The following is a 19,663-nucleotide window of genomic DNA, read 5'->3' on the forward strand; positions in this document are numbered from 1 at the left end:
ATGGCCTCGTTCCGGGGCGAGCGGCCGACGCCGCTTGCCCGGGACGACGGAGCGGCCGCTACAGCGTGATCTGGGTGCCGACCTCGACCACCCGGCCGGCCGGGATCTGGAAGAAGTCGGTGGCGTCGCTGGCCGTCTTCGACAACAGGATGAACATGTGGTCTTGCCACAGCGGCATGCCGGGCTCGGCTGCCGGCCGCAGCGAGCGCCGTGACAGGAAGAACGACGTCGACATGATGTCGAAGCTGAGGCCGAGCTTGCGCGCCAGCGCCAGGCCGCGCGGGACGTTGGGCGATTCCATGTAGCCGAAGGTCAGCCTGACACGCATGAAGCTGGGCGACAGGCATTCCACCACCGCGCGCTGGTCGTCCGGCACCCGCGGCTCGTCGGCGCTGGCGACGGTGACGATCACGTTCTTCTCGTGCAAAACCTTGTTGTGCTTGAGGTTGTGCAGCAGGGCGCTGGGCGCGGTTTCGGCGTCGGTGGTCAGGAACACCGCGGTGCCGGGCACGCGCGGCGGCGGCCGGCGCTCCAGCGAGGACACCAGGCCGGTGAGCGCGACGTGGGACTTGCGGGTCTTGTCGAACAGGATGCGCGAGCCCTTGACCCAGGTCCACATCAACAGCGCCAGGAACAGGCCGAGCGCCACCGGCACGTAGCCGCCCTGCACGAACTTCAGGGTGTTGGCGACCACGAACGACAGGTCGATGAACAGGAACGGCACGATCAGGGCGGCGGCGGCGGCGCGGTGCCAGCCCCACACCTTCCAGATCACGATGAAAGCCAGCATGGCATCGACCGCCATCGACGAGGTCACCGCGATGCCGTAGGCGGCGGCGAGGTCGCTGGACCGCTGGAACAGCAGCACCAGCGTCACCACGCCGGCAAGCAGGAACCAGTTGACCCGCGGCATGTAAAACTGTCCGGCATGGCTCTCGGAGGTGTGGAGCACGGCGAGCCGCGGCATCAGCCCGAGCTGAACCGCCTGGCGGGTGAGCGAGAACGCGCCGGTGATGACGGCTTGGCTGGCGATCACGGTGGCGAGCGTCGCCAGCACGATCATCGGCGCCAGCCCCCACTCCGGCGCCATGCGGTAGAACGGGTTCTCGATGGCCTCGGGGTGGGCGAGCACCAGCGCGCCCTGGCCGAAATAGTTCAGCACCAGCGCCGGAAAAACGAAGCCGATCCAGGCCAGCCGGATCGGCTTCCTGCCGAAATGGCCGAGGTCGGCGTAGAGCGCCTCGGCGCCGGTCACGGCGAGGCACACCGCGCCGAGCGTGATCAGCGCCACCTTGCCGTGGGCGAACAGAAACGCCACGCCTTCCAGCGGGTTGAGCGCCGCGAACACCGCCGGATCGTCGGTGATGTGGCTCAGCCCGGTGGCGGCCAGCGTTGCGAACCACACCGCCATGATCGGCCCGAAGAACGCCGCCACCCGCCCGGTGCCGCTGCTCTGAACCGCGAACAGCGCGGTCAGGATCACCAGCGTGACCGGAACCACCACCGGCTCCAGCGCCGGGGCGATCAATTCCAGGCCCTCGACCGCCGACAGCACCGAGATCGCCGGGGTGATGATCGAATCGCCGTAGAACAGCGCCGCGCCGGCGATGCCGAGTAAAATGACGGTGTTGCCGCCGCGGCCGAGCGCGCGTTGCGCCAGCGCAACCAGCGTCAGCGTGCCGCCCTCGCCGTGGTTGTCGGCCCGCAGCAGGATGACGACGTATTTCACCGTCACCACCAGGATCAGCGACCACAAGATCAGCGACAGGATGCCGATCACCGCGGCACGGTCGACCGCGCCATGGCCGCTGGCGGCGACCACGGCCTCGCGGAAGGCGTAAAGCGGGCTGGTGCCGATATCCCCGAACACCACGCCGAGCGAGCCGAGGGCCATGACGCCCAGCCCCGCGGTGACGTGGTGCTCGCGTGAGTTCGGCGATTGCTCCGGCGTTTCACGGCCCGGCTGGGCGTCCATCACGTCGTTCATGACCACGGTATTGTTTTGCAGGCGTGTTGCCGGAGGCAAATCCTGTCGTTGTTTCCGGAGAACCGACGACGATCCGCCGCGCCGATCGGCCGGCCGCCTCGTCGATCTGTCGCGATTCGCGTACGAACTCACATTTGCGGAAAACACAGGCCGTCATGGCGCGACCGCCGCCATGGGCGCGTGCTTTACGACTGTTCGCAAGCCCGTTCAATCCTGCCCGCCGAAATCCCCGCGCCGCTCAGGGCGCCGGACAACATCGACCAGGAGGCAATGTTCCGCCTTTCGCGCCGCTCAAGCTGAAGGTGAGGCGGCGCCGCCTCCGAACCGGCGCGCGACGTAATCCTCGACCATCGCCTCGAAATCGGCGGCAAGGGTCGGCCCGCGCAGCGTTGCCGCCTTCTTGCCGTCGACAAACACCGGCGCGGTGGGGGCCTCGCCGGTGCCGGGCAGCGAGATGCCGATGTCGGCATGCTTCGATTCGCCGGGGCCGTTGACGATGCAGCCCATCACCGCAACTTGCAGCGTCTCGACGCCGGGATACGTCTTCTTCCACTCCGGCATCCGGCTCAGGATGTAGGATTGGATGTCCTTGGACAGTTCCTGGAAGGTGGTCGAGGTGGTGCGGCCGCAGCCGGGACACGAGGCGACCAGCGGCACGAACGTGCGAAAGCCCATGGTCTGCAGGATTTCCTGGGCGACCTTGACCTCCAGCGCGCGGTCGGCGCCCGGCTCCGGCGTCAGCGAGACGCGGATGGTGTCGCCGATCCCCTCCTGCAGCAGCACCGACAGCGCCGCCGCCGAGGCGACGATGCCCTTGGAGCCCATGCCGGCCTCGGTGAGGCCGAGGTGGATGGCGTAGTCGGAGCGCCGCGCCAGCTCGCGATAGACCGCAATCAGGTCCTGCACCGCCGACACCTTGCCCGACAGTACGATGCGATCGCGCGTGAGCCCGATGTCCTCGGCCCGCGCCGCCGACAGCAGCGCCGACTGCACCATCGCCTCGCGGGTCACCGCGCGCACGTCGATCGGCGTGTCGGATCGGGCGTTGATGTCCATGAGGTGGGTCAGCAGCTCCTGGTCGAGCGAGCCCCAGTTGACGCCGATCCGCACCGCCTTGCCGTACCTGGCTGCGAGTTCGACGATCGTGGAGAACTGCTTGTCCTTCTTGTCCTTGAAGCCGACGTTGCCGGGGTTGATGCGGTACTTCGCCAATGCCTCGGCGCACGCCGGGTATTCGGCGAGCAGCTTGTGGCCGACATAATGGAAGTCGCCGATCAACGGCACGTCGACGCCCATGCGGTCGAGCCGCTCGCGGATATGGGGCACCGCGGCGGCGGCCTCCTCGCGGTCGACGGTGATGCGCACCAGCTCCGAGCCGGCGCGGGCGAGCGCGGCCACCTGCTCGGCGGTGCCGGCGGCGTCGGCGGTGTCGGTGTTGGTCATCGACTGGACGACGACCGGCGCCGAGCCGCCCACCATCACCCCGCCGACCATCACCGCCACCGACTGGCGCCGGGGCTTGGGCGCCGCCTGGGAGCCTGGATGGATCGTCGCGTCGATCGAGGCTGTCTCGATCGGGGGGGGCACGGGCGCGTTCATGGGCAACACTCCGTTGGTCGGCGTCGAGGTAGAAGAGCGCACCGTTACAGTCAATGCGAACCTCTCCGGGGCGCCGGGCGGCGCTTCGCCGGGAACGGATCGCTCACAGCCGCCGGCAGGTCGCGCACAAGCCCGGCACCTCGATCACCGGCGCCCGCGGCAGGAAGCCCTGGCCGGCGGCGGCGTCGTGGACGGCACGCTGCAACTCGGGCGAACTCGCCTCGGCGGTCGAGCCGCAGCGCTCGCAGATCAGGAATACAACCGTCTCTCCGGCACCATGGCGGTGCTTGCAGATCAGGAAGGCGTTGCGGCTCTCGAGCCGGTGGACGAACCCCTCCGCCACCAGGAAGTCGAGCGCGCGGTAGACCGAGATCGGGGCCGGGCGGTCGCCATGCCGGCCGAGCAGGTCGATGATGTCGTAGGCGCCGAGCGGCAGGCCGCGCCGGGCCAGCGCCTCCAGCACCCGCCGCCGCATCGGGGTCAGCCGCCGCTCGCGGCCGGTGCAGGCTGCCTCGACGTCCGCCACAATCGCCGCGGCGTCGCGCGGCGGGCCGCAGGTCCGCGGCCCGTCATGGCCCGCGCTGGCGTGAGCCTCGCACGGCTGGCCTTCGCTCAGGACGTCGGGATGGTTGGGAGCGGACATTGCGGCATCATACACCGGTCGGCGCTCAGCGCATCCTGGCCGCCGCCGCGGCGAGGTGAGAGCTTATGGCGAGGCGACTCTTGCGACCCGGCGAAATCCTGCTGTCTGGAGAGATATGACCATGGCCACCGTGCATCGCCAGAGCGCCGGGCCGTTGATCGAGGTGGTGGTGGCCGACATCACCACGCTCGAGGTCGACGCCATCGTCAACGCCGCCAATGCGCGGCTCGCCGGCGGCGGCGGGGTCGACGGCGCCATCCACCGCGCCGCCGGGCCCGAGCTGATCAAGGCCTGCCGGGCGCTCGGCGGCTGCCCGACCGGGGAGGCCAGGATCACGCCCGGCTTCCGGCTGAGGGCGCGCTTCGTCATCCACGCGGTGGGGCCGGTGTGGCGAGGGGGCGGGCAGAACGAGGACGCCCTGTTGGCCGGCTGCTACCGCTCTTCGCTCGCCCTGGCGCAGGAGCATAAGCTCGCCTCGATCGCGTTCTCGGCGATTTCGACCGGCATCTACGGCTTCCCGGCCGACCGCGCCGCGCGGATCGCGGTGGCGACGGCGCTGGCGGGCTTGGCTGAGGTTTGGGTGCCGGAGCGAGTGACGTTCTGCTGCTATTCGGAGGACTCGGCTTTGAAACACCTGGCGGCGCTTGAAGGCATCGGCTGAGCGAGGAGGTCTTTTCTTCCCGGTCTCGGCAGCTATAACCCGCTCCCCGTTCCCGCCCGTCCTTGCCCCGCTTCGGCCCACGGCCGGCGCTTTGCGCCGGGTGGCCGTTTCGCCTGCGAAAGACCGATGACACCGACCCCCCGCCGCCTCCCGCCTGGCCGTCATTGCGGCATCGATTTCGGCACCTCCAACTCCACCCTCGGCATTGCCGACGGCGCCGCGCGCCTCGTTGCGCTGGAAGGTGCCGCGACCGACCTGCCGACCGCGGTGTTCTACGGCACCGAGCATGACACCCGCTTCCTGATCGGGCGGGCGGCGGTCGCCGCCTATGTCGAGGGCCATGGCGGGCGGCTGATGCGCTCGCTGAAGTCGGTGCTCGGCACCGCGCTGATCGAGGAGACCACCCAGGTTCACCGCCGCCGCGTTGCCTTCCGCGACATCGTCAGCGCCTTCGTGCGCGAGGTGAAGACACGGGCGGAGCACCAGCTCGGCCAGCCGCTCGGCAAGGTGGTGATGGGTCGCCCGGTCCATTTCGTCGACGACGACACTGATGCCGACGCCCGCGCCGAGGCGACGCTGGCCGAGGTCGCCCATCAGGTCGGCTTCAGCGAGGTGTCGTTCCAGTTCGAGCCGGTGGCGGCGGCGCTGGCCTATGAGCAGGAGGTGGGGCGCGAGACGCTGGCCTTGATCGCGGATCTGGGCGGCGGCACCGCCGACTTTACGGTGGTGCGGCTTGGCCCGGAGCGGCGCAAGGCGCCCGACCGCGCCGCCGACCTCCTGGCCAATGACGGCGTGCGCATCGGCGGCACCGATTATGATCAGCGCCTCGCCATGGCGAGCGTGATGCCGCAGTTCGGCTTCGGCTCGCGCATGGCGCGCGGCGACATCGACGTGCCGGGCGGGCCCTATTGGGACCTTGCTACCTGGTCGCAGGTCAATCGGCTCTATGACGCCAAGGCGATTTCGCAGATCCGCTCCACCCGCCGCGACGCGGCGCAGCCGGAGCTGGTCGAGCGCCTGCTGCACGTCATTGAGGCGCGGCGCGGCCACGGCATCCTGATGGCGGTGGAGGCGGCCAAGATCGCGCTGTCAGCTGATGAGCGCGCCGCAATCGACTTGTCCTGGCTGGAGGCGGGCCTTGCCGCCGAAGCGAGCCGCGCCGGCTTCGAGGATGCCACGGCACGCCTCACCCGCCGCCTTGCCGACACCGTCCGGCGCTGCCTCAAAGCGGCGGGCCTTGAGGCGGCGGACGTCGACGCGCTGTTCTTCACCGGCGGCACCAGCGCCATCCCGGCGGTGCGCTCGGTGATCCGGGGTCTGGTGCCGCAGGCCGCGGTGGTCGACGGCGACCGCTTCGGCGCGGTCGGCACCGGCCTTGCCGTCGAGGCGCAGCGCCGCTACGGCTGAGCCTGCGCCCGGAACTTCACAGTGCCGGCGCGCGTTGGTGATCGGCGCATTCCGCGCTGGCGGAGGCCACCATGAATTTATCCAACGAAAGCCTGCTCGTCATCCTCGTGGTCGGGCTCATCGCCGGCTGGCTGGCCGGCCAGGTTTTCCGCGGCACCGGGTTTGGCCTGCTCGGCGACCTGGTGGTCGGGCTGCTCGGCGCCTTGTTCGGCGGCTGGCTATTGCCGCAGCTTGGCGTTCACCTCGGCGCCGGCATTGTCGCCGCCATCGTCAACGCCACCATCGGCGCGCTGGTGCTGCTGTTTCTCATCAGCCTCGTGCGCGGCGGCGGCGGCGGTTGGGGCTGGCGCAGCCGCTGGTAATATTCCAGCGGCGGCAGCCGAACGCTGACCTATCGCCGGTCATCGACGTTGAAAGCCACGCGGCAAGGCCGCGTGGCTTTTGTCGTTATGCCCACTCGCGCACGTCGACGAACCGCCCGGCGATCGCCGCCGCTGCCGCCATCGCCGGCGAGACCAGGTGGGTGCGGCCCTTGAAGCCCTGGCGGCCCTCGAAATTGCGGTTGGAGGTCGAGGCGCAGCGCTGGCCCGGCTTGAGCTTGTCCGGGTTCATGGCGAGGCACATCGAGCAGCCCGGCTCGCGCCACTCGAAACCGGCGGCCTTGAAGATCGCATCCAGCCCCTCGGCCTCGGCCTGCGCCTTCACCAAGCCCGAGCCCGGCACGATCAGCGCCCGCACGGCCGGATGCACGGTCTTGCCGCTCGCGATCTTGGCGGCCTCCCGCAGATCCTCGATGCGGCCATTGGTGCAGGAGCCGACGAACACCACGTCGACGGCGATGTCGGTGATCTTCTGGCCGGGCTTCAGGCCGATATAGTCCAGCGCCCGCCACTTGGAGGCGCGCTTGTTCTCATCTTGGATGTCGTCGGGGTTCGGCACCACGCCGGCGACCGACACCACGTCCTCGGGGCTGGTGCCCCAGGTCACGATCGGCGGCAAATTGGCGCCGTCGAGCCTCAGCTCGTGGTCGAAGTGGGCGCCGTCGTCGCTGCGCAGCGTCTCCCAGTAGCGCAGCGCGGCGTCCCAGTGGGCGCCCTTGGGGGCCTTGGGGCGGTCCTTGATATAGGCGAAGGTCTTTTCGTCGGGCGCGATCATGCCGGCCCGCGCGCCGCCCTCGATCGACATGTTGCAGACCGTCATGCGGCCTTCCACCGACAGCGCCCGGATCGCCTCGCCGGCATATTCGATCACCGAGCCGGTGCCGCCGGCGGTGCCGATCTCGCCGATGATGGCGAGCACGACGTCTTTCGCGGTGACGCCGGCCGGTAGTTGGCCGTCCACCGTGACCCGCATGTTCTTGGCCTTCGACTGGATCAGCGTCTGGGTGGCGAGCACGTGCTCGACCTCGGAGGTGCCGATGCCGTGGGCCAGCGCGCCGAACGCGCCGTGGGTCGAGGTGTGGCTGTCGCCGCACACGATGGTGGTGCCGGGCAGGGTGAAGCCCTGCTCGGGGCCGACGACGTGGACCACGCCCTGGCGGACGTCGATCTCGCTGTAATACTCGATGCCGAAATCGCGGGCGTTGTCGGCCAGCGTCGCGACCTGCAGCGCGCTCTCGGGATCGTCGATGCCCTTGGTGCGGTCGGAGGTCGGCACGTTGTGGTCGACCACGGCGAGGGTCTTCTGCGGTGCGCGCACCTTGCGGCCGGCGACGCGCAGCCCCTCGAACGCCTGCGGGCTGGTCACCTCATGAACGAGGTGGCGGTCGATATAGAGCAGGCAGGTCCCGTCCGGCTGCACCTCGACCAAATGGTCGTCCCAGATCTTGTCGTAGAGCGTACGGGGCTTGGTCATCGGATCGCGAACTCGTGAACGGGCGCACCGCGCCGCAAGTATGAACGGAGTGGCGCGGGGTATCACGCGGCTTCGGCGGGCGCAACGTGGCACGAATCAACATGGTGCGATGGCCGTGGCCTGCCGCCGCGCCGCGGCGCTGCGCCCGCGTCGCCGGAGCAATTTACCGCGCGAGCATGGCCGTAGGCAGTCCTCCGGGGTTTGATTGCCGGCGCCGCCTTGCGCAGGATTGCCCAAGGGACATTCCGGACCGCCGCGCGGGCTTTAGTAAGACTACGCGGATCGGGACGGCCCACACAGTCTTGCCGGATTTGACGTGCTCAGAGTCCGGCCAATGCAATCCTGCAGGACCACACCGGCCGCAGGATTTCCGAGCCCGCCGGGCTCGGAGCCGGAAATCCTCCGGCCAAAATTATGCAGGGAAGAGCTTCGCGGCCCCTAGGCCGGGCGAGGCGACGAGGACCAGGAATGCTCGCAGTCGGGCGGGATTACCCGCCGTTGACGCCGCACTTGACCGTGACCGACGCGGCCGCGGCGATGACGTTTTATCGGAATGTGTTCGACGCGGTGGAGCGGCGCTGCCTGCCCGGTCGCGCCGGCGGGGTGGCCCACGCCGAGCTGACCATCAATCGCGGCCTGATCGTGCTGTCGGATACCGAAAGCGAGGCGGAGACGACGGCGCCGCCATTGCCCGGCGAGGGTGCCTCGGTGTCGCTCCGGCTGATGCTGCCGTCGATCGAACTGGTCGATGCCTGGTACGCGCGCGCGGTCTCCAACGGCGCGGCGCCGGAAATGGCGCCGACCAACGCCTATTGGGGGCTGCGCTTCGCGGCGGTGCGCGATCCGTTCGGCCACCGCTGGATCCTGCAGGCGCGCAACGAAGCCAGGTAGTCGTTGCCGCGGGCACGACGCGGTCCTCCGGGCTGCCGACGCCCCCGGCCCGTTGCACGAAAAATGAAAACGGCCCGCATTGCCGAGGCAGCGGGCCGTTTGATCGTCAAGGCGCTGGAGGCGGAGCTGCGAGCCCCGCCGGCCAGCGGACGGGCTCGATCACTTCTTGGCCTTGTTGGCCTTGTCGGTGTTGTCGGTGCGCTCGGCGATGCGGGCCGACTTGCCGCGGCGATCGCGCAGATAATAGAGCTTGGCGCGGCGGACCTTGCCGCGGCGGACCAGCTTGATCGAGTCGATCAGCGGCGAGTAGAGCGGAAACACGCGCTCGACGCCCTCGCCGTAGGAAATCTTGCGGACGGTGAAGCTCTGGTTGAGGCCGCCGCCGTTGCGGGCGATGCAGACACCCTCATAGGCCTGCACGCGCGAGCGGTCGCCTTCCACCACCTTCACGTTGACGATGACGGTGTCGCCCGGCTGGAACGTCGGAATCTCCTTGCTCGCGGAGAGCTTGGCAATCTGTTCCTGGTCGAGCTGTTCGATGATGTTCATGACATGACTCCGTGCGCGGACCTTTGGGTCACCCAAGGACCGCGAGCGCTTTGGCACGCTGTTTTCAGTTGGGACGGGCGTCCATACACGAAGCGGCCGCGCCTGTCATGCGTTTCCGGCCACGTAGGCAGCGAACAGGTCCGGCCTTCGCGCCTTCGTCAGCCGCTCGGCCTCCGCCTTCCGCCACGCCGCCACCTTGGCGTGGTCGCCGGAGGTGACGACCTCCGGGATGCCGCGGCCCTCGAACAGCTGCGGGCGGGTATATTGCGGGTATTCGAGCAGGCCGGACGAAAAGCTCTCCTCGGTGCCCGACTCGGCGTTGCCCATCACCCCGGGGATCAGCCGCACGCAGGCGTCGAGCAGCGCCATCGCCGCGATCTCGCCGCCCGACAGCACGTAGTCGCCGATCGAGACCTCCTGAAGGGCGCGGGCCTCGATCACGCGCTGGTCGACCCCTTCGAACCGGCCGCACACCACCACGACGCCGGGGCCGGCGGCGAGCGCGCGCACGGCCTGTTGCGTCAGCGGCACGCCGCGCGGCGACATCAACAGGCGCGGCCTGGGATCGCCTTCGGGCGCGATCGCGTCGATCGCCCGCGCCAGCACGTCGGCGCGCATCACCATGCCGGCGCCGCCGCCGGCCGGGGTGTCATCGACCGAGCGGTGGCGGTCGAGCGCAAAGCCGCGGATGTCGGTGGCGGCGAGCGCCCACTTGCCGTCGTTGAGCCCGCGCCCGGCCAGCGACAGCCCGAGCGGTCCGGGAAACGCCTCGGGGAACAGCGTCAGGATGTCGGCGCGCCAGCTCATGCTGCCAGTCCGGGCCCGGTCAACGCGGCGAGATCGAAGCCGGCGAAGTCAGGGCGGGTTTCGATGACGTGGGGATTGCCGGCGAACGCCGCCGCCGGCAGCGTGGTGGTCAGCGCCACCGCGCGCATGCCGGCGCGCCTGGCGGCCTCGACGCCGAGCGGGGCATCCTCGAACACCAGGCAGGCAGCGGGCTCGACCGCCATCAGCTCGGCCGCCTCCAGGAACATATCGGGCGCCGGCTTGCCGGGCAGGCCGAGCGCCGGCGATACCACGGCGCGAAAATGGCGGCGGATGCCCAAGCCATCGAGGATGAAATCGATGTTGGGCGGCGGTGCCGCGGTCGCTACCGCCATCGGCAGGCCGCGACGGCCGGCCTCGGCCAACAGCGCTGCGGTGCCGGCGGTGAGCCGGCGCTGCGGCAGGAACAGCTCGCGGTAGATCGCCTCTTTCTCCTCGCCGAGCGCGACCAAGTCTGCGCGCGAGCGCTGCGGCTCGAGGTCGGCCAGGATGTCGAGGTCGGTGCGGCCGGCGGTGCGGTCGAAGAAGCTCGGCTGGTCGAACGGCAGGCCGCGGCGGGCGTGCCATTCGCCCCACGCCGCGGTGTGGGCGGCCATGTTGTCGACCAGCGTACCATCCATGTCGAAGATCAGCGCGCGGACGGGGGAGGGCGAAACGCTCACGGGCGGGGGCTCCGGGATCGGCGCGGCGCCGGCGGCACCACGACGTCGGCTGAGGCGAGGGTGAGGTAGCCGGCGCCGAGGTCGACCGAAGGCACCATCGCTTTGGTGAACGGCACCATCTGGCTGGTTTTGCTGCCGGTCGGCGCGATGTCGAGAATATCGCCGGCGCCGAAGTTCTGCACCGCCACCACCTTGCCGACGATATCGCCGGACGGGGTGCGGGCCTCAAGGCCGATCAGGTCGGCGTGATAAAACGTCTCCTCGTCGTCGATGGCGGGGAGGCGGGCGCGGGGGACGAACAGATCGGTATTGCGATGCGCCTCGGCGTCGTCGCAGCTGGCGATCTCGGCCAGGCGGGCGACAAAACCCTCGCCGTGCGGGCGAAGGCTGGTGAGCGAGAAGGTGCGGGTGCCGGCCTGGTCCTCGAACGGTCCCAGCGTGCGGAGGGCGTCGGGGTCCTCGGTGAAGACCAGCAGACGCACCTCGCCGCGCACACCGTAAGTGCCGGCGATGCGGGCGACGCAGACGCGGGATTCGCCGGCCGCCGGCTCCGGTCGGGGCGGGATGTCGCCGGACATCGCGGAGCCTCCGTCAATCGAACGTGGCGTCCCGGGCGAGCGGCTTTGCCGTGACCCGGGACGACAGCTGGGCATTAGAGCATTCTCCGCAAAAGTGGGAACCGGTATTGCGGAAGAGAATGCGACAACTCAAAGACTTAGAACGTCCGCTTGTTTCAATCGGATCGGCGGACGCTCTAGACGGTTTCCGGGCGATCACGTCGTGATGTCCGAAAACAACCTCGCCGAACCCCCTTTGATCAGAAGGGATATTTCGGCGACCGGAGACCGAAACTCCGGCCTGATCGGCCGGATTTCGGATCACTCGGCGGCAGCGGCCGCCGCAGCGGCGGCCTCGGCGGCGGCGCGCTCCTGGGCCTTCTTCTTCGGCTTGGCCTTCTCGGGGTTCGAGCGGGCCTTGCGGGTCAGGAGGCCGGCGGCGTCGAAGAAGCGGGCGACGCGGTCGGTCGGCTGGGCGCCCTTGGCGAGCCAGGCCTTCACCGCCTCGACGTCGAACTGGACGCGGGTGCCTTCGTCCTTGCCGCGCAGCGGGTCATAGGTGCCGAGCTTCTCCAGGAAGCGGCCATCGCGCGGCGCGCGCTCGTCGGCGAGAACAATCGCGTAGTGCGGGCGCTTCTTGGTGCCGCGGCGGGCGAGGCGGATCTTGAGAGACATGTTGGCAGTCCTTTCCAATCTCGAACGTTAAGTCCAGGAAATCACTTCTTTTTCGTTCCGAACGGCAGGCCGGGGAAGCGCCCCGGCAGCCCCGGCAGACCGGAGGGCGGGCCGCCCGGCATGCCGCCGGGCAGCGCCTTGCCGAAATCCTTGGGCAGCTCCGGCATCTTGTCGGCGAACGCCGCCGGGCCGCGGCGCTTGAACTCTTCCAGCATTTCCGGCGTCGGCTGGGGCATGCCGCCGCCGCCGAAGCCCAGCGCCCGGCCGATGCCGGCCAGCGGGCCGCGCTTGGCGCCGCCCATCGCCTTCATCATGTCGGCCATGCCGCGGTGCATCTTCAGCAGCCGATTGACCTCCTCGACCTTGGTGCCAGAGCCGGCCGCGATGCGGCGCTTGCGGCTGGCCTTGAGCAGGTCGGGGCTGCGGCGCTCCTGCGGCGTCATCGAATCGATGATGGCGCGCTGGCGGCGGAAGGTGGCATCGCTCATGCCGGAGGCTGCGATCTGGTCCTTCATCTTGGCGACGCCGGGCAGCATGCCGAGCACGCCGCCGACACCGCCGAGATTTTCCATCTGGGTGAGCTGGTCGCGCAGGTCGGCGAGGTCGAACGCGCCCTTTTGCATGCGGGCGGCCATCTTGGCCGCCTGTTCGGCATCGATGGCCTGCGCCGCCTTCTCGACCAGCGCGACGATGTCGCCCTTGCCGAGGATGCGGCCGGCGACGCGGGCGGGGTCGAAATCCTCCAGCGCGTCGGCCTTTTCGCCGGTGCCGAGCAGCTTGATCGGCTTGCCGGTGGCGTGGCGCATGGAGAGGGCGGCGCCGCCGCGGCCGTCGCCGTCGACGCGCGTCAAGACGATGCCGGTGATGCCCACCCGCTCCTCGAAGGCGCGGGCGGTGTTGACGGCGTCCTGGCCGGTCAGGGCGTCGGCGACCAGCAGCACCTCGTGCGGGGAAACCTGCTTCTTGACGTCGGCGACCTCGGCCATCAGCGCCTCGTCGACCGTGGTGCGGCCGGCGGTGTCGAGCAGCACCACGTCGAAGCCGCCGAGGCGGGCGGCCTCCATGGCGCGCTTGGCGATCTGCACCGGCTGCTGGCCGGTCACGATCGGCAGCGTCGCGATGCCGTTCTGCTCGCCCAGCACCGCGAGCTGCTCCATCGCCGCCGGGCGGCGGGTGTCGAGCGAGGCCATCAGCACCTTGCGCTTCATGCGCTCGGTGAGGCGGCGGGCGATCTTGGCGGTGGAGGTGGTCTTGCCCGAGCCCTGCAGGCCGACCATCAGGATCGCCACCGGGGCGGGGGCGTCGAGGTCGATGGCCTGGGCGTCGGAGCCCAGCGTCTTGATCAGCTCGTCGTGGACGATCTTGATCAGCATCTGGCCCGGCGTCACCGAGCGCAGCACCTCGGCGCCGACGGCGCGGACGCGCACGCGGTCGGTGAAGCTCTTCACGACGTCGAGGGCGACGTCGGCTTCCAGCAGGGCTCTGCGCACTTCGCGCATCGCCTCGTTGACGTCGCTCTCGGAGAGCGCGCCGCGCTTGGTCAGCTTTTCGAGAATGCCGCCGAGGCGGTCCGTCAGCGTCTCGAACATCGTCACCTCCGCCGCGGGATGCGGCATGCTCTGCCGGGGCCGGCAGACTCGGGCCTTGCGGCCGGGGCGACCGGCCATAACGCAAAACGCACCCGAGGGCGCATCGCGCTGTCGGGTGTTGACCTCCGGGCTTCGGACGCACGCGGGACGCGGGTGTCGCTGGCCCGGTCGGCGGCTCTTTACGAACGCCGGCTGGAAAGACCGGCTAGCTAAGCGCAGCGGGGGGCGGAGTCAAGGATGGAGCGGCTAGGAGCCATGGCCTGGACGTCAGGTTAACGGCGGTTTCGGGACTGCGGAAAGTCTCATAGCCGCGGCCTTTGAGCTTGACCTTCCACCGACGCCAGCTCGCCTCATCCTGATGAGCCCGCGACAGTGAGCGTCCCGAAGGATAAGGCGAACTTAAGAGCTGAGGTCGGCCCTATGGTTCGAGACGGCTGCGGAGCCTGTCATCGGGCGCGCCTGCAGCGCGACCCGGTGGCAGCCTCCTCACCATGAGTCCGAGAAAGGTCAGCCTTCAGGGCCTCGGGTATAAACCATCAAACGGGACGCGATCCCCCTGCGCAACCCGTTGGCCGCGCAGGGGGGCGTTTCAGATCAAAGCAGATCGAAGCGGTCTGCGTTCATCATCTTGGTCCAGGCGGCGACGAAGTCCGTCACGAACTTCTCCTTGTTGTCGTCCTGGGCATAGACCTCGGCATAGGCGCGCAAGATCGAGTTCGATCCGAACACAAGATCGACGCGCGTCGCCGTCCACTTCACCGTGCCCGACTTGCGATCCTGGATTTCATAGAGGTTCGGACCGGTGGGCACCCATTGGTTGGCCATATCGGTCAGGTTGACGAAGAAGTCGGTGGTCAGCGCGCCCTCGCGGTCGGTGAAGACACCGTGCTTGGTGCCGCCGTGATTGGTGCCGATCACACGCATGCCGCCGACCAGCGCTGTCATCTCAGGCGCGGTCAGGCCCATCAGCTGGGTGCGATCCAGCATCAGCTCTTCGGCGCTGACGACGTAATCCCCCTTCAGCCAGTTGCGATAGCCATCGGCCACCGGCTCCAGCACGGCGAAGGATTCGACGTCGGTTTCGTCCTGCACGGCGTCGCCGCGGCCCGGCGCGAACGGCACGGTCACGTCGAAGCCTGCCGCTTTGGCGGCGATCTCGACACCGACATTGCCCGCAAGCACGATCACGTCGGCAAGGCTCGCTCCGGCCTCCTTGGCGATGCCGTCCAGCACGTTCAACACCTTGGCCAGACGGGCGGGCTCGTTGCCGTCCCACTCCTTTTGCGGGGCAAGGCGGATGCGTGCGCCATTGGCGCCGCCGCGCATGTCCGAGCCGCGGAAGGTGCGGGCGCTGTCCCAGGCGGTCGACACCAGTTCGGATACCGTGAGGCCGCTCGAGGCGATCTTGGCCTTCACCGCCGCGACATCATAGTTGGTGCGGCCGGCGGGCACCGGATCCTGCCAGATCAGGTCCTCGCCGGGCACGTCCGGCCCGACGTAGCGCACCTTCGGCCCCATGTCGCGATGGGTCAGCTTGAACCATGCGCGGGCGAAGACTTTCGAAAAGTAATCCGGATCGGCGTAGAACCGCTCCGCAATCTTGCGATAGTCCGGGTCCATCTTGATGGCCATGTCGGCATCGGTCATCATCGGGTTGCGGCGGATCGTGGGGTCCTCGACGTCAACCGGCTTGTCTTCTTCCTTGATGTTGATCGGCTCCCACTGCCAAGCCCCGGCCGGAGACTTTTTCAGTTCCCAGTCGTAGGTCAGAAGCAGATAGAAATAACCATTGTCCCACGTCGTCGGATGGGTGGTCCATGCGCCTTCGAGGCCGCTGGTCACTGTATCGCGGCCCACGCCGCGGCTGGTGCGGTTGATCCAGCCGAGGCCCTGATCCTGCACATCGGCGCCCTCCGGATCGGGGCCCAGATTGGTGGCGATGCCATTGCCGTGGCACTTGCCGACGGTGTGGCCGCCCGCGGTCAGGGCCACGGTTTCCTCGTCGTTCATCGCCATCCGCTTGAACGTCACGCGAACGTCCTGCGCGGTGCGCAGCGGGTCGGGCGTGCCGCCAACGCCTTCAGGGTTGACGTAGATCAGGCCCATCTGCACGGCGGCGAGCGGGTTCTCAAGGCCTTCGCGGCTTTCGCCGACATAGCGCGTGGAGCCCAGCCATTCCTTCTCCGATCCCCAATAGACGTCCTTTTCAGGGTGCCAAATGTCATCGCGGCCGAAGCCGAAACCGAAGGTCTTCAGACCCATCGACTCGTAAGCGATGGTGCCGGCCAGGATGATCAGGTCGGCCCAACTGATCCTGTTCCCGTATTTTTTCTTGATCGGCCACAGCAGGCGGCGGGCCTTATCGAGGTTGACGTTGTCCGGCCACGAGTTCAGCGGCGCAAACCGCTGATTGCCGGTGCCGCCGCCGCCGCGACCGTCGGCCGTGCGGTAGGACCCGGCGGCGTGCCAGGCCATGCGGATCATCAGCCCACCGTAATGGCCCCAGTCTGCCGGCCACCACTCCTGGCTGTCGGTCATCAGCGCGGTCAGATCCCGCTTCAGCGCGGCAAAATCGAGCTTTTTGACTTCTTCGCGGTAGTTGAAGCCCTTGAGTGGGTTGGTCTTGGTGTCGTGCTGGTGGAGGATGTCGAGGTTCAGCGCATTTGGCCACCAATCCATCACGGTGGTGCCGATTGCGGTGTTCGCGCCATGCATCACCGGGCATTTCCCGGCGCCCACGATTTTATTTTCAGCCATGCCATTCTCCCTCATCTGGCGACAGCGTTGGTGCGAAACGTATCCGTGTTGTCCTCGCACAGGGACGACTCGCCGCCTGCAGTCTCCCGCTGCCTCGTGGTTGCATAGCAGCACTGCTCCATAAAGCGAATTTTCATTTACTTATTGATACGATAGGTATCGCTTATGGCTGGACTATCGATGCGACACCTACGCTATTTCGAGGCGCTCGCCCAGCATGGGCATTTCGGGCGTGCGGCCGAGGCCTGCGCCATTTCGCAGCCGGCGCTGTCGTTGCAGATGAAGGAGCTGGAAGACCTGCTCGGCGCGCCGCTGATCGAACGCGGCACGCGGCAGATTCGGCTGACCGGTCTGGGCGAGGTCTTTGCCGAGCGCGCGCGCGACATCCTCAGGGCGGCGGATGACCTTGGCGACCTCGCCCGCGCGTCGCTCGGCCCGCTGCGCGGGCGTTTTCGCGTCGGCATCATCCCGACGGTCGCCCCGTATCTGCTGCCAGCGATCATCCAGAGCCTGACGGAGCATTTTCCGGGCCTTGACGTCAGGCCGCGCGAAGCGGTGACGCAGACGCTGGTGGAGGGGCTGATCGAAGGCCGGCTGGACACCGCCATAGTCGCATTGCCGTTGTCGGAGCCGAGCCTGCACGAGCACGCGCTGTTCGAGGAAGAGTTCGTTCTGGTGCGCCCGAAGGAGGATGCTTCAAAGCCGGTGCCCAATCCGGAAACGCTGCGCGAGATGCGCCTTCTTCTGCTGGAGGAGGGGCATTGCTTCCGCGATCAGGCGCTGTCCTTCTGCAAGATGCCGTCGTCGATGACGCGCAATCTCATGGAAGGCAGTTCTCTCACCACCTTGGTGCAGATGGTCGGCGCCGGTATCGGCGTCACCCTGATCCCGGAAATCGCCGTCGCGATCGAAACCCGGTCCGCGGCGGTCTCGGTGGCGCGGCTCGCGCAGCCGTGTCCGACACGTAGGCTGGGCATGGTCTGGCGCAAAACCACCCCGCTGTCCGAGCAGTTCGCGTCCGTCGCCGAGGCCGTACGTCAGTCCGCTCTGGCCCATTTGGCGTTATCGGCCGGATGATACCGGTGGCCCTGAGGGGCGACCTTTCGTGGCCTCATGCTGAGGAGGCTGCCACCGGGTCGCGCCGCAGGCGCGCCCGATGCCAGGCTCCGCAGCCGTCTCGAAGCATGGGCCGAAGGCCGACGTCAGCGTCGCCTCATCCTTCGAGACGCGGTCTTGCGACCGCTCCTCAGGATGAGGCGAGCCGACGTCGGCCAAAGGTCAAATGTAAAGGCCGTTGGTATGATTCCACGGGAATATGCCATCGGTACCAACGGCCGCTGCCGCCGCCGTTGGTATAATTTTGCCGCCGGAATTCCGATTCGCCGGGGATGAAGCCGCCGGTCGTTCCGGGCGAAGCGAAGCTGAGACTCCGAACCCATGATCCGCGACGTTTCCGGCAACGGCAACGCGAGCAAGGTCGCGCCGCTACGGGCGATGCGGACGACGGCGCAAGGTCTCCGCCGCGGCCGGGCGGTCGGCCGGCCTTGGACGTCGGACGCCACGGCGCCGTGGCGCGCAGCGCGCACGGTTTCTGTTTAGACCCGGCTTAGACCCGGCCGGACAGCCGCTCCATCGCGGCGCGGAAGCGGGTGCGGATGCGGTCGCGATCGCGGTGGCGGCCCTCGCGCACCAGCTGGCGGCCGCCGACCCAGACATCGCGCACCGCCGCCGCGCCCGCCACGAACACCCAGACGTCGAGCACGCGATCGCCGCTTCGCCCGGCAAACGCGGGATGGCCGGTGTCGAGCACCACGACGTCGGCCGGCGCGCCGGCGGTGATGCCGCCGACCGGCTGCGCCAGCGCCTGATTGCCGCCGAGGCGCGCCAGGTCGAACAGCGCCCGGCCGGCGGAGGCGTCGGGCCGGACCAGTTGCGGCCGCGCGCGGTTGCGCTGGCGCTGGCTGTATTCCAGCGTCCGCAACAGGCCGGCCGGCGAGGTGCAAAGGTTCGAGCCGGTGCCGACCCCGATCCGCCCGCCCTCGTTGAGGAACGGCACGGCGTCGAACGCCGCCTCGCCGCGGTGCGCCTCCGCCACCGGGCACAGCCCGGCGACCGCGCCCGCCTTGGCGAGCCGCAGCCGCTCCTCGGCCGACAGCTGGAGCGGATGGATCAGACACCAGCGCTCGTCGACCGCGACCCAGTCGAGCAGATAGCTCGCCGGCCGCGCCCCGGTGACGGCGAGGCACTCGGCGACCTCGCGGTCGCTCGCGGCGAGCTGGATGTGGATCGGGCCGGCGGCGGCCTCGCGCGCCAACCTGCGGATGTCGCCGATCGTCACGGTGCGCAGCGAGTGGAAGGCGAGGCCGAGCCGGGTGCCGGGATAGAACGCCACGGTGAGCCGGGTCGCGCGCATCAGCTCGGCGAACCCGTCGAGGTCGTGGAGGAAGCGGCGCTGGCGCGGGGTGGCCGGGCACGGCCCGAAGCCGCCATGGACCTGCAGCACCGGCAGCAGCGTCAATGCGATGCCGGTCTGCTCGGCGGCGGCCACCACCTGGGCGTTGATCTCGGCAACGTCGGCATAGGGCCGCCCGTTGGGATCGAGGTGCAGGGTCTGGAACTCGCCGGCGGCGGTGAAGCCGGCCTCCAACATCTCGGCATAGGCCTGCGCGGCGATGGCCTCGACGTCGTCCGGGTTCAAAGCGGCGACGACGCGCGCGGCAAGTTCGGCAGCGGCGGCCTCGCCGTCGCGCTCGAGCAGGCCGGCCAGGGCGCGCTCGATAACGCAGGAGTGCAGGTTGGGCAGGCCGGGCAGCGCCACGCCGCCGATGCGCTCGGCCCCGTCGGCTGCCCCGCCGGGTTCAACCGTGGCGAAGTGCCCATCGGCGACGGTGACGAGCACCTCGCGCTGCCACCCGTCCGCGGTGAGCGCCGTTTCGAACAGAAGTTTGCGCGACGACGTCCCGAACATAGCCACCTTCGTGGACCATGCAGAGATAACCTGCCGGCA

The 19,663-nt window shown here is 68.9% G+C and carries 17 protein-coding genes; 5 read left to right on the forward strand and 12 right to left on the reverse strand.

Annotated elements, in window-relative coordinates; all coding sequences use genetic code 11:
* Positions 1 to 58: 58 nt before the first annotated feature.
* From BVIR_RS00930 to BVIR_RS00940, 3 genes are all read right to left on the reverse strand, one after another.
* Positions 59 to 1,894 carry a potassium transporter Kup gene (locus BVIR_RS00930; RefSeq protein ID WP_236823778.1) on the reverse strand — a complete coding sequence of 612 codons (1,836 nt, stop codon included), beginning with the start codon at positions 1,892 to 1,894 and terminating at the stop codon, positions 59 to 61.
* A 384-nt stretch (positions 1,895 to 2,278) separates the two neighbouring features.
* Positions 2,279 to 3,586, reverse strand: a complete 1,308-nt coding sequence (gene ispG / locus BVIR_RS00935; protein WP_082416526.1) for a flavodoxin-dependent (E)-4-hydroxy-3-methylbut-2-enyl-diphosphate synthase — start codon at positions 3,584 to 3,586, stop codon at positions 2,279 to 2,281.
* Between the two features lie 103 nt (positions 3,587 to 3,689).
* Complete coding sequence (locus tag BVIR_RS00940) at positions 3,690 to 4,229, reverse strand: transcriptional repressor (protein ID WP_082416528.1); 540 nt, start codon at positions 4,227 to 4,229, stop codon at positions 3,690 to 3,692.
* Between the two features lie 121 nt (positions 4,230 to 4,350).
* Here BVIR_RS00940 and BVIR_RS00945 point away from each other — a divergent pair, with 121 nt between their 5' ends.
* From BVIR_RS00945 to BVIR_RS00955, 3 genes are all read left to right on the forward strand, one after another.
* Entirely contained in the window at positions 4,351 to 4,890 is a 540-nt protein-coding gene (locus tag BVIR_RS00945) for an O-acetyl-ADP-ribose deacetylase (RefSeq protein WP_055038585.1), read from the forward strand.
* Positions 4,891 to 5,016: 126 nt separating this feature from the next.
* Positions 5,017 to 6,297, forward strand: coding sequence for an Hsp70 family protein (locus BVIR_RS00950; RefSeq protein WP_055036041.1), 1,281 nt, complete (start codon positions 5,017 to 5,019; stop codon positions 6,295 to 6,297).
* Between the two features lie 71 nt (positions 6,298 to 6,368).
* The gene (locus BVIR_RS00955) at positions 6,369 to 6,659 is read left to right on the forward strand and encodes a GlsB/YeaQ/YmgE family stress response membrane protein (protein WP_055036042.1); all 291 of its coding nucleotides are present in this window, start codon (positions 6,369 to 6,371) and stop codon (positions 6,657 to 6,659) included.
* An 85-nt stretch (positions 6,660 to 6,744) separates the two neighbouring features.
* On the opposite strand, the gene leuC is transcribed toward BVIR_RS00955, so the two are convergent.
* Positions 6,745 to 8,151 carry a 3-isopropylmalate dehydratase large subunit gene (gene leuC, locus BVIR_RS00960; RefSeq protein ID WP_055036043.1) on the reverse strand — a complete coding sequence of 469 codons (1,407 nt, stop codon included), beginning with the start codon at positions 8,149 to 8,151 and terminating at the stop codon, positions 6,745 to 6,747.
* Positions 8,152 to 8,667: 516 nt separating this feature from the next.
* On the opposite strand from leuC, the gene BVIR_RS00965 reads away from it, so the two are divergent.
* Positions 8,668 to 9,042: a VOC family protein gene (locus tag BVIR_RS00965; protein WP_236823779.1), complete on the forward strand. Its 375-nt coding sequence runs from the start codon at positions 8,668 to 8,670 to the stop codon at positions 9,040 to 9,042.
* Between the two features lie 159 nt (positions 9,043 to 9,201).
* Here BVIR_RS00965 and rplS read toward each other — a convergent pair whose 3' ends face one another.
* The 7 genes from rplS to katG form a co-directional block, all read right to left on the reverse strand.
* Positions 9,202 to 9,591, reverse strand: a complete 390-nt coding sequence (gene rplS / locus BVIR_RS00970) for a 50S ribosomal protein L19 (protein ID WP_055036045.1) — start codon at positions 9,589 to 9,591, stop codon at positions 9,202 to 9,204.
* Positions 9,592 to 9,696: 105 nt separating this feature from the next.
* Positions 9,697 to 10,398, reverse strand: coding sequence for a tRNA (guanosine(37)-N1)-methyltransferase TrmD (trmD, locus tag BVIR_RS00975; RefSeq protein ID WP_055036046.1), 702 nt, complete (start codon positions 10,396 to 10,398; stop codon positions 9,697 to 9,699).
* Positions 10,395 to 11,078, reverse strand: a complete 684-nt coding sequence (locus BVIR_RS00980; RefSeq protein WP_082416531.1) for an HAD family hydrolase — start codon at positions 11,076 to 11,078, stop codon at positions 10,395 to 10,397. Before BVIR_RS00980 ends, trmD begins: the two co-directional genes overlap by 4 nt.
* Positions 11,075 to 11,656, reverse strand: coding sequence for a ribosome maturation factor RimM (gene rimM / locus BVIR_RS00985; protein ID WP_055036048.1), 582 nt, complete (start codon positions 11,654 to 11,656; stop codon positions 11,075 to 11,077). Before rimM ends, BVIR_RS00980 begins: the two co-directional genes overlap by 4 nt.
* A gap of 300 nt (positions 11,657 to 11,956) precedes the next feature.
* Positions 11,957 to 12,310 carry a 30S ribosomal protein S16 gene (rpsP, locus tag BVIR_RS00990; protein ID WP_055036049.1) on the reverse strand — a complete coding sequence of 118 codons (354 nt, stop codon included), beginning with the start codon at positions 12,308 to 12,310 and terminating at the stop codon, positions 11,957 to 11,959.
* A 41-nt stretch (positions 12,311 to 12,351) separates the two neighbouring features.
* Positions 12,352 to 13,899 (reverse strand): signal recognition particle protein, encoded by a 1,548-nt coding sequence (ffh, locus tag BVIR_RS00995; protein WP_055038586.1) that lies wholly within the window; start codon positions 13,897 to 13,899, stop codon positions 12,352 to 12,354.
* A 594-nt stretch (positions 13,900 to 14,493) separates the two neighbouring features.
* The gene (gene katG / locus BVIR_RS01000; RefSeq protein WP_145912076.1) at positions 14,494 to 16,671 is read right to left on the reverse strand and encodes a catalase/peroxidase HPI; all 2,178 of its coding nucleotides are present in this window, start codon (positions 16,669 to 16,671) and stop codon (positions 14,494 to 14,496) included.
* Between the two features lie 150 nt (positions 16,672 to 16,821).
* On the opposite strand from katG, the gene BVIR_RS01005 reads away from it, so the two are divergent.
* Positions 16,822 to 17,733 carry a hydrogen peroxide-inducible genes activator gene (locus BVIR_RS01005; protein ID WP_055036051.1) on the forward strand — a complete coding sequence of 304 codons (912 nt, stop codon included), beginning with the start codon at positions 16,822 to 16,824 and terminating at the stop codon, positions 17,731 to 17,733.
* A gap of 529 nt (positions 17,734 to 18,262) precedes the next feature.
* On the opposite strand, the gene hutF is transcribed toward BVIR_RS01005, so the two are convergent.
* A complete protein-coding gene (hutF, locus tag BVIR_RS01010; protein ID WP_055036052.1) occupies positions 18,263 to 19,624 on the reverse strand; it encodes a formimidoylglutamate deiminase in 1,362 nt (453 codons plus the stop codon).
* Between the last annotated feature and the right edge of the window lie 39 nt (positions 19,625 to 19,663).

This window comes from Blastochloris viridis, assembly GCF_001402875.1.
Lineage (GTDB): Bacteria > Pseudomonadota > Alphaproteobacteria > Rhizobiales > Xanthobacteraceae > Blastochloris > Blastochloris viridis.

What these genes read in the sequence shown, in the direction of transcription:
- BVIR_RS00930 (WP_236823778.1), bottom strand. Translation starts at nt 1,894, where the DNA reads ATGGCCCTCGGCTCGCTCGGCGTGGTGTTCGGGGATATCGGCACCAGC.
- ispG (WP_082416526.1), bottom strand. Translation starts at nt 3,586, where the DNA reads ATGAACGCGCCCGTGCCCCCCCCGATCGAGACAGCCTCGATCGACGCG.
- BVIR_RS00940 (WP_082416528.1), bottom strand. Translation starts at nt 4,229, where the DNA reads ATGTCCGCTCCCAACCATCCCGACGTCCTGAGCGAAGGCCAGCCGTGC.
- BVIR_RS00945 (WP_055038585.1), top strand. Translation starts at nt 4,351, where the DNA reads ATGGCCACCGTGCATCGCCAGAGCGCCGGGCCGTTGATCGAGGTGGTG.
- BVIR_RS00950 (WP_055036041.1), top strand. Translation starts at nt 5,017, where the DNA reads ATGACACCGACCCCCCGCCGCCTCCCGCCTGGCCGTCATTGCGGCATC.
- BVIR_RS00955 (WP_055036042.1), top strand. Translation starts at nt 6,369, where the DNA reads ATGAATTTATCCAACGAAAGCCTGCTCGTCATCCTCGTGGTCGGGCTC.
- leuC (WP_055036043.1), bottom strand. Translation starts at nt 8,151, where the DNA reads ATGACCAAGCCCCGTACGCTCTACGACAAGATCTGGGACGACCATTTG.
- rplS (WP_055036045.1), bottom strand. Translation starts at nt 9,591, where the DNA reads ATGAACATCATCGAACAGCTCGACCAGGAACAGATTGCCAAGCTCTCC.
- trmD (WP_055036046.1), bottom strand. Translation starts at nt 10,398, where the DNA reads ATGAGCTGGCGCGCCGACATCCTGACGCTGTTCCCCGAGGCGTTTCCC.
- rimM (WP_055036048.1), bottom strand. Translation starts at nt 11,656, where the DNA reads ATGTCCGGCGACATCCCGCCCCGACCGGAGCCGGCGGCCGGCGAATCC.
- rpsP (WP_055036049.1), bottom strand. Translation starts at nt 12,310, where the DNA reads ATGTCTCTCAAGATCCGCCTCGCCCGCCGCGGCACCAAGAAGCGCCCG.
- ffh (WP_055038586.1), bottom strand. Translation starts at nt 13,899, where the DNA reads ATGTTCGAGACGCTGACGGACCGCCTCGGCGGCATTCTCGAAAAGCTG.
- katG (WP_145912076.1), bottom strand. Translation starts at nt 16,671, where the DNA reads ATGAGGGAGAATGGCATGGCTGAAAATAAAATCGTGGGCGCCGGGAAA.
- BVIR_RS01005 (WP_055036051.1), top strand. Translation starts at nt 16,822, where the DNA reads ATGGCTGGACTATCGATGCGACACCTACGCTATTTCGAGGCGCTCGCC.
- hutF (WP_055036052.1), bottom strand. Translation starts at nt 19,624, where the DNA reads ATGTTCGGGACGTCGTCGCGCAAACTTCTGTTCGAAACGGCGCTCACC.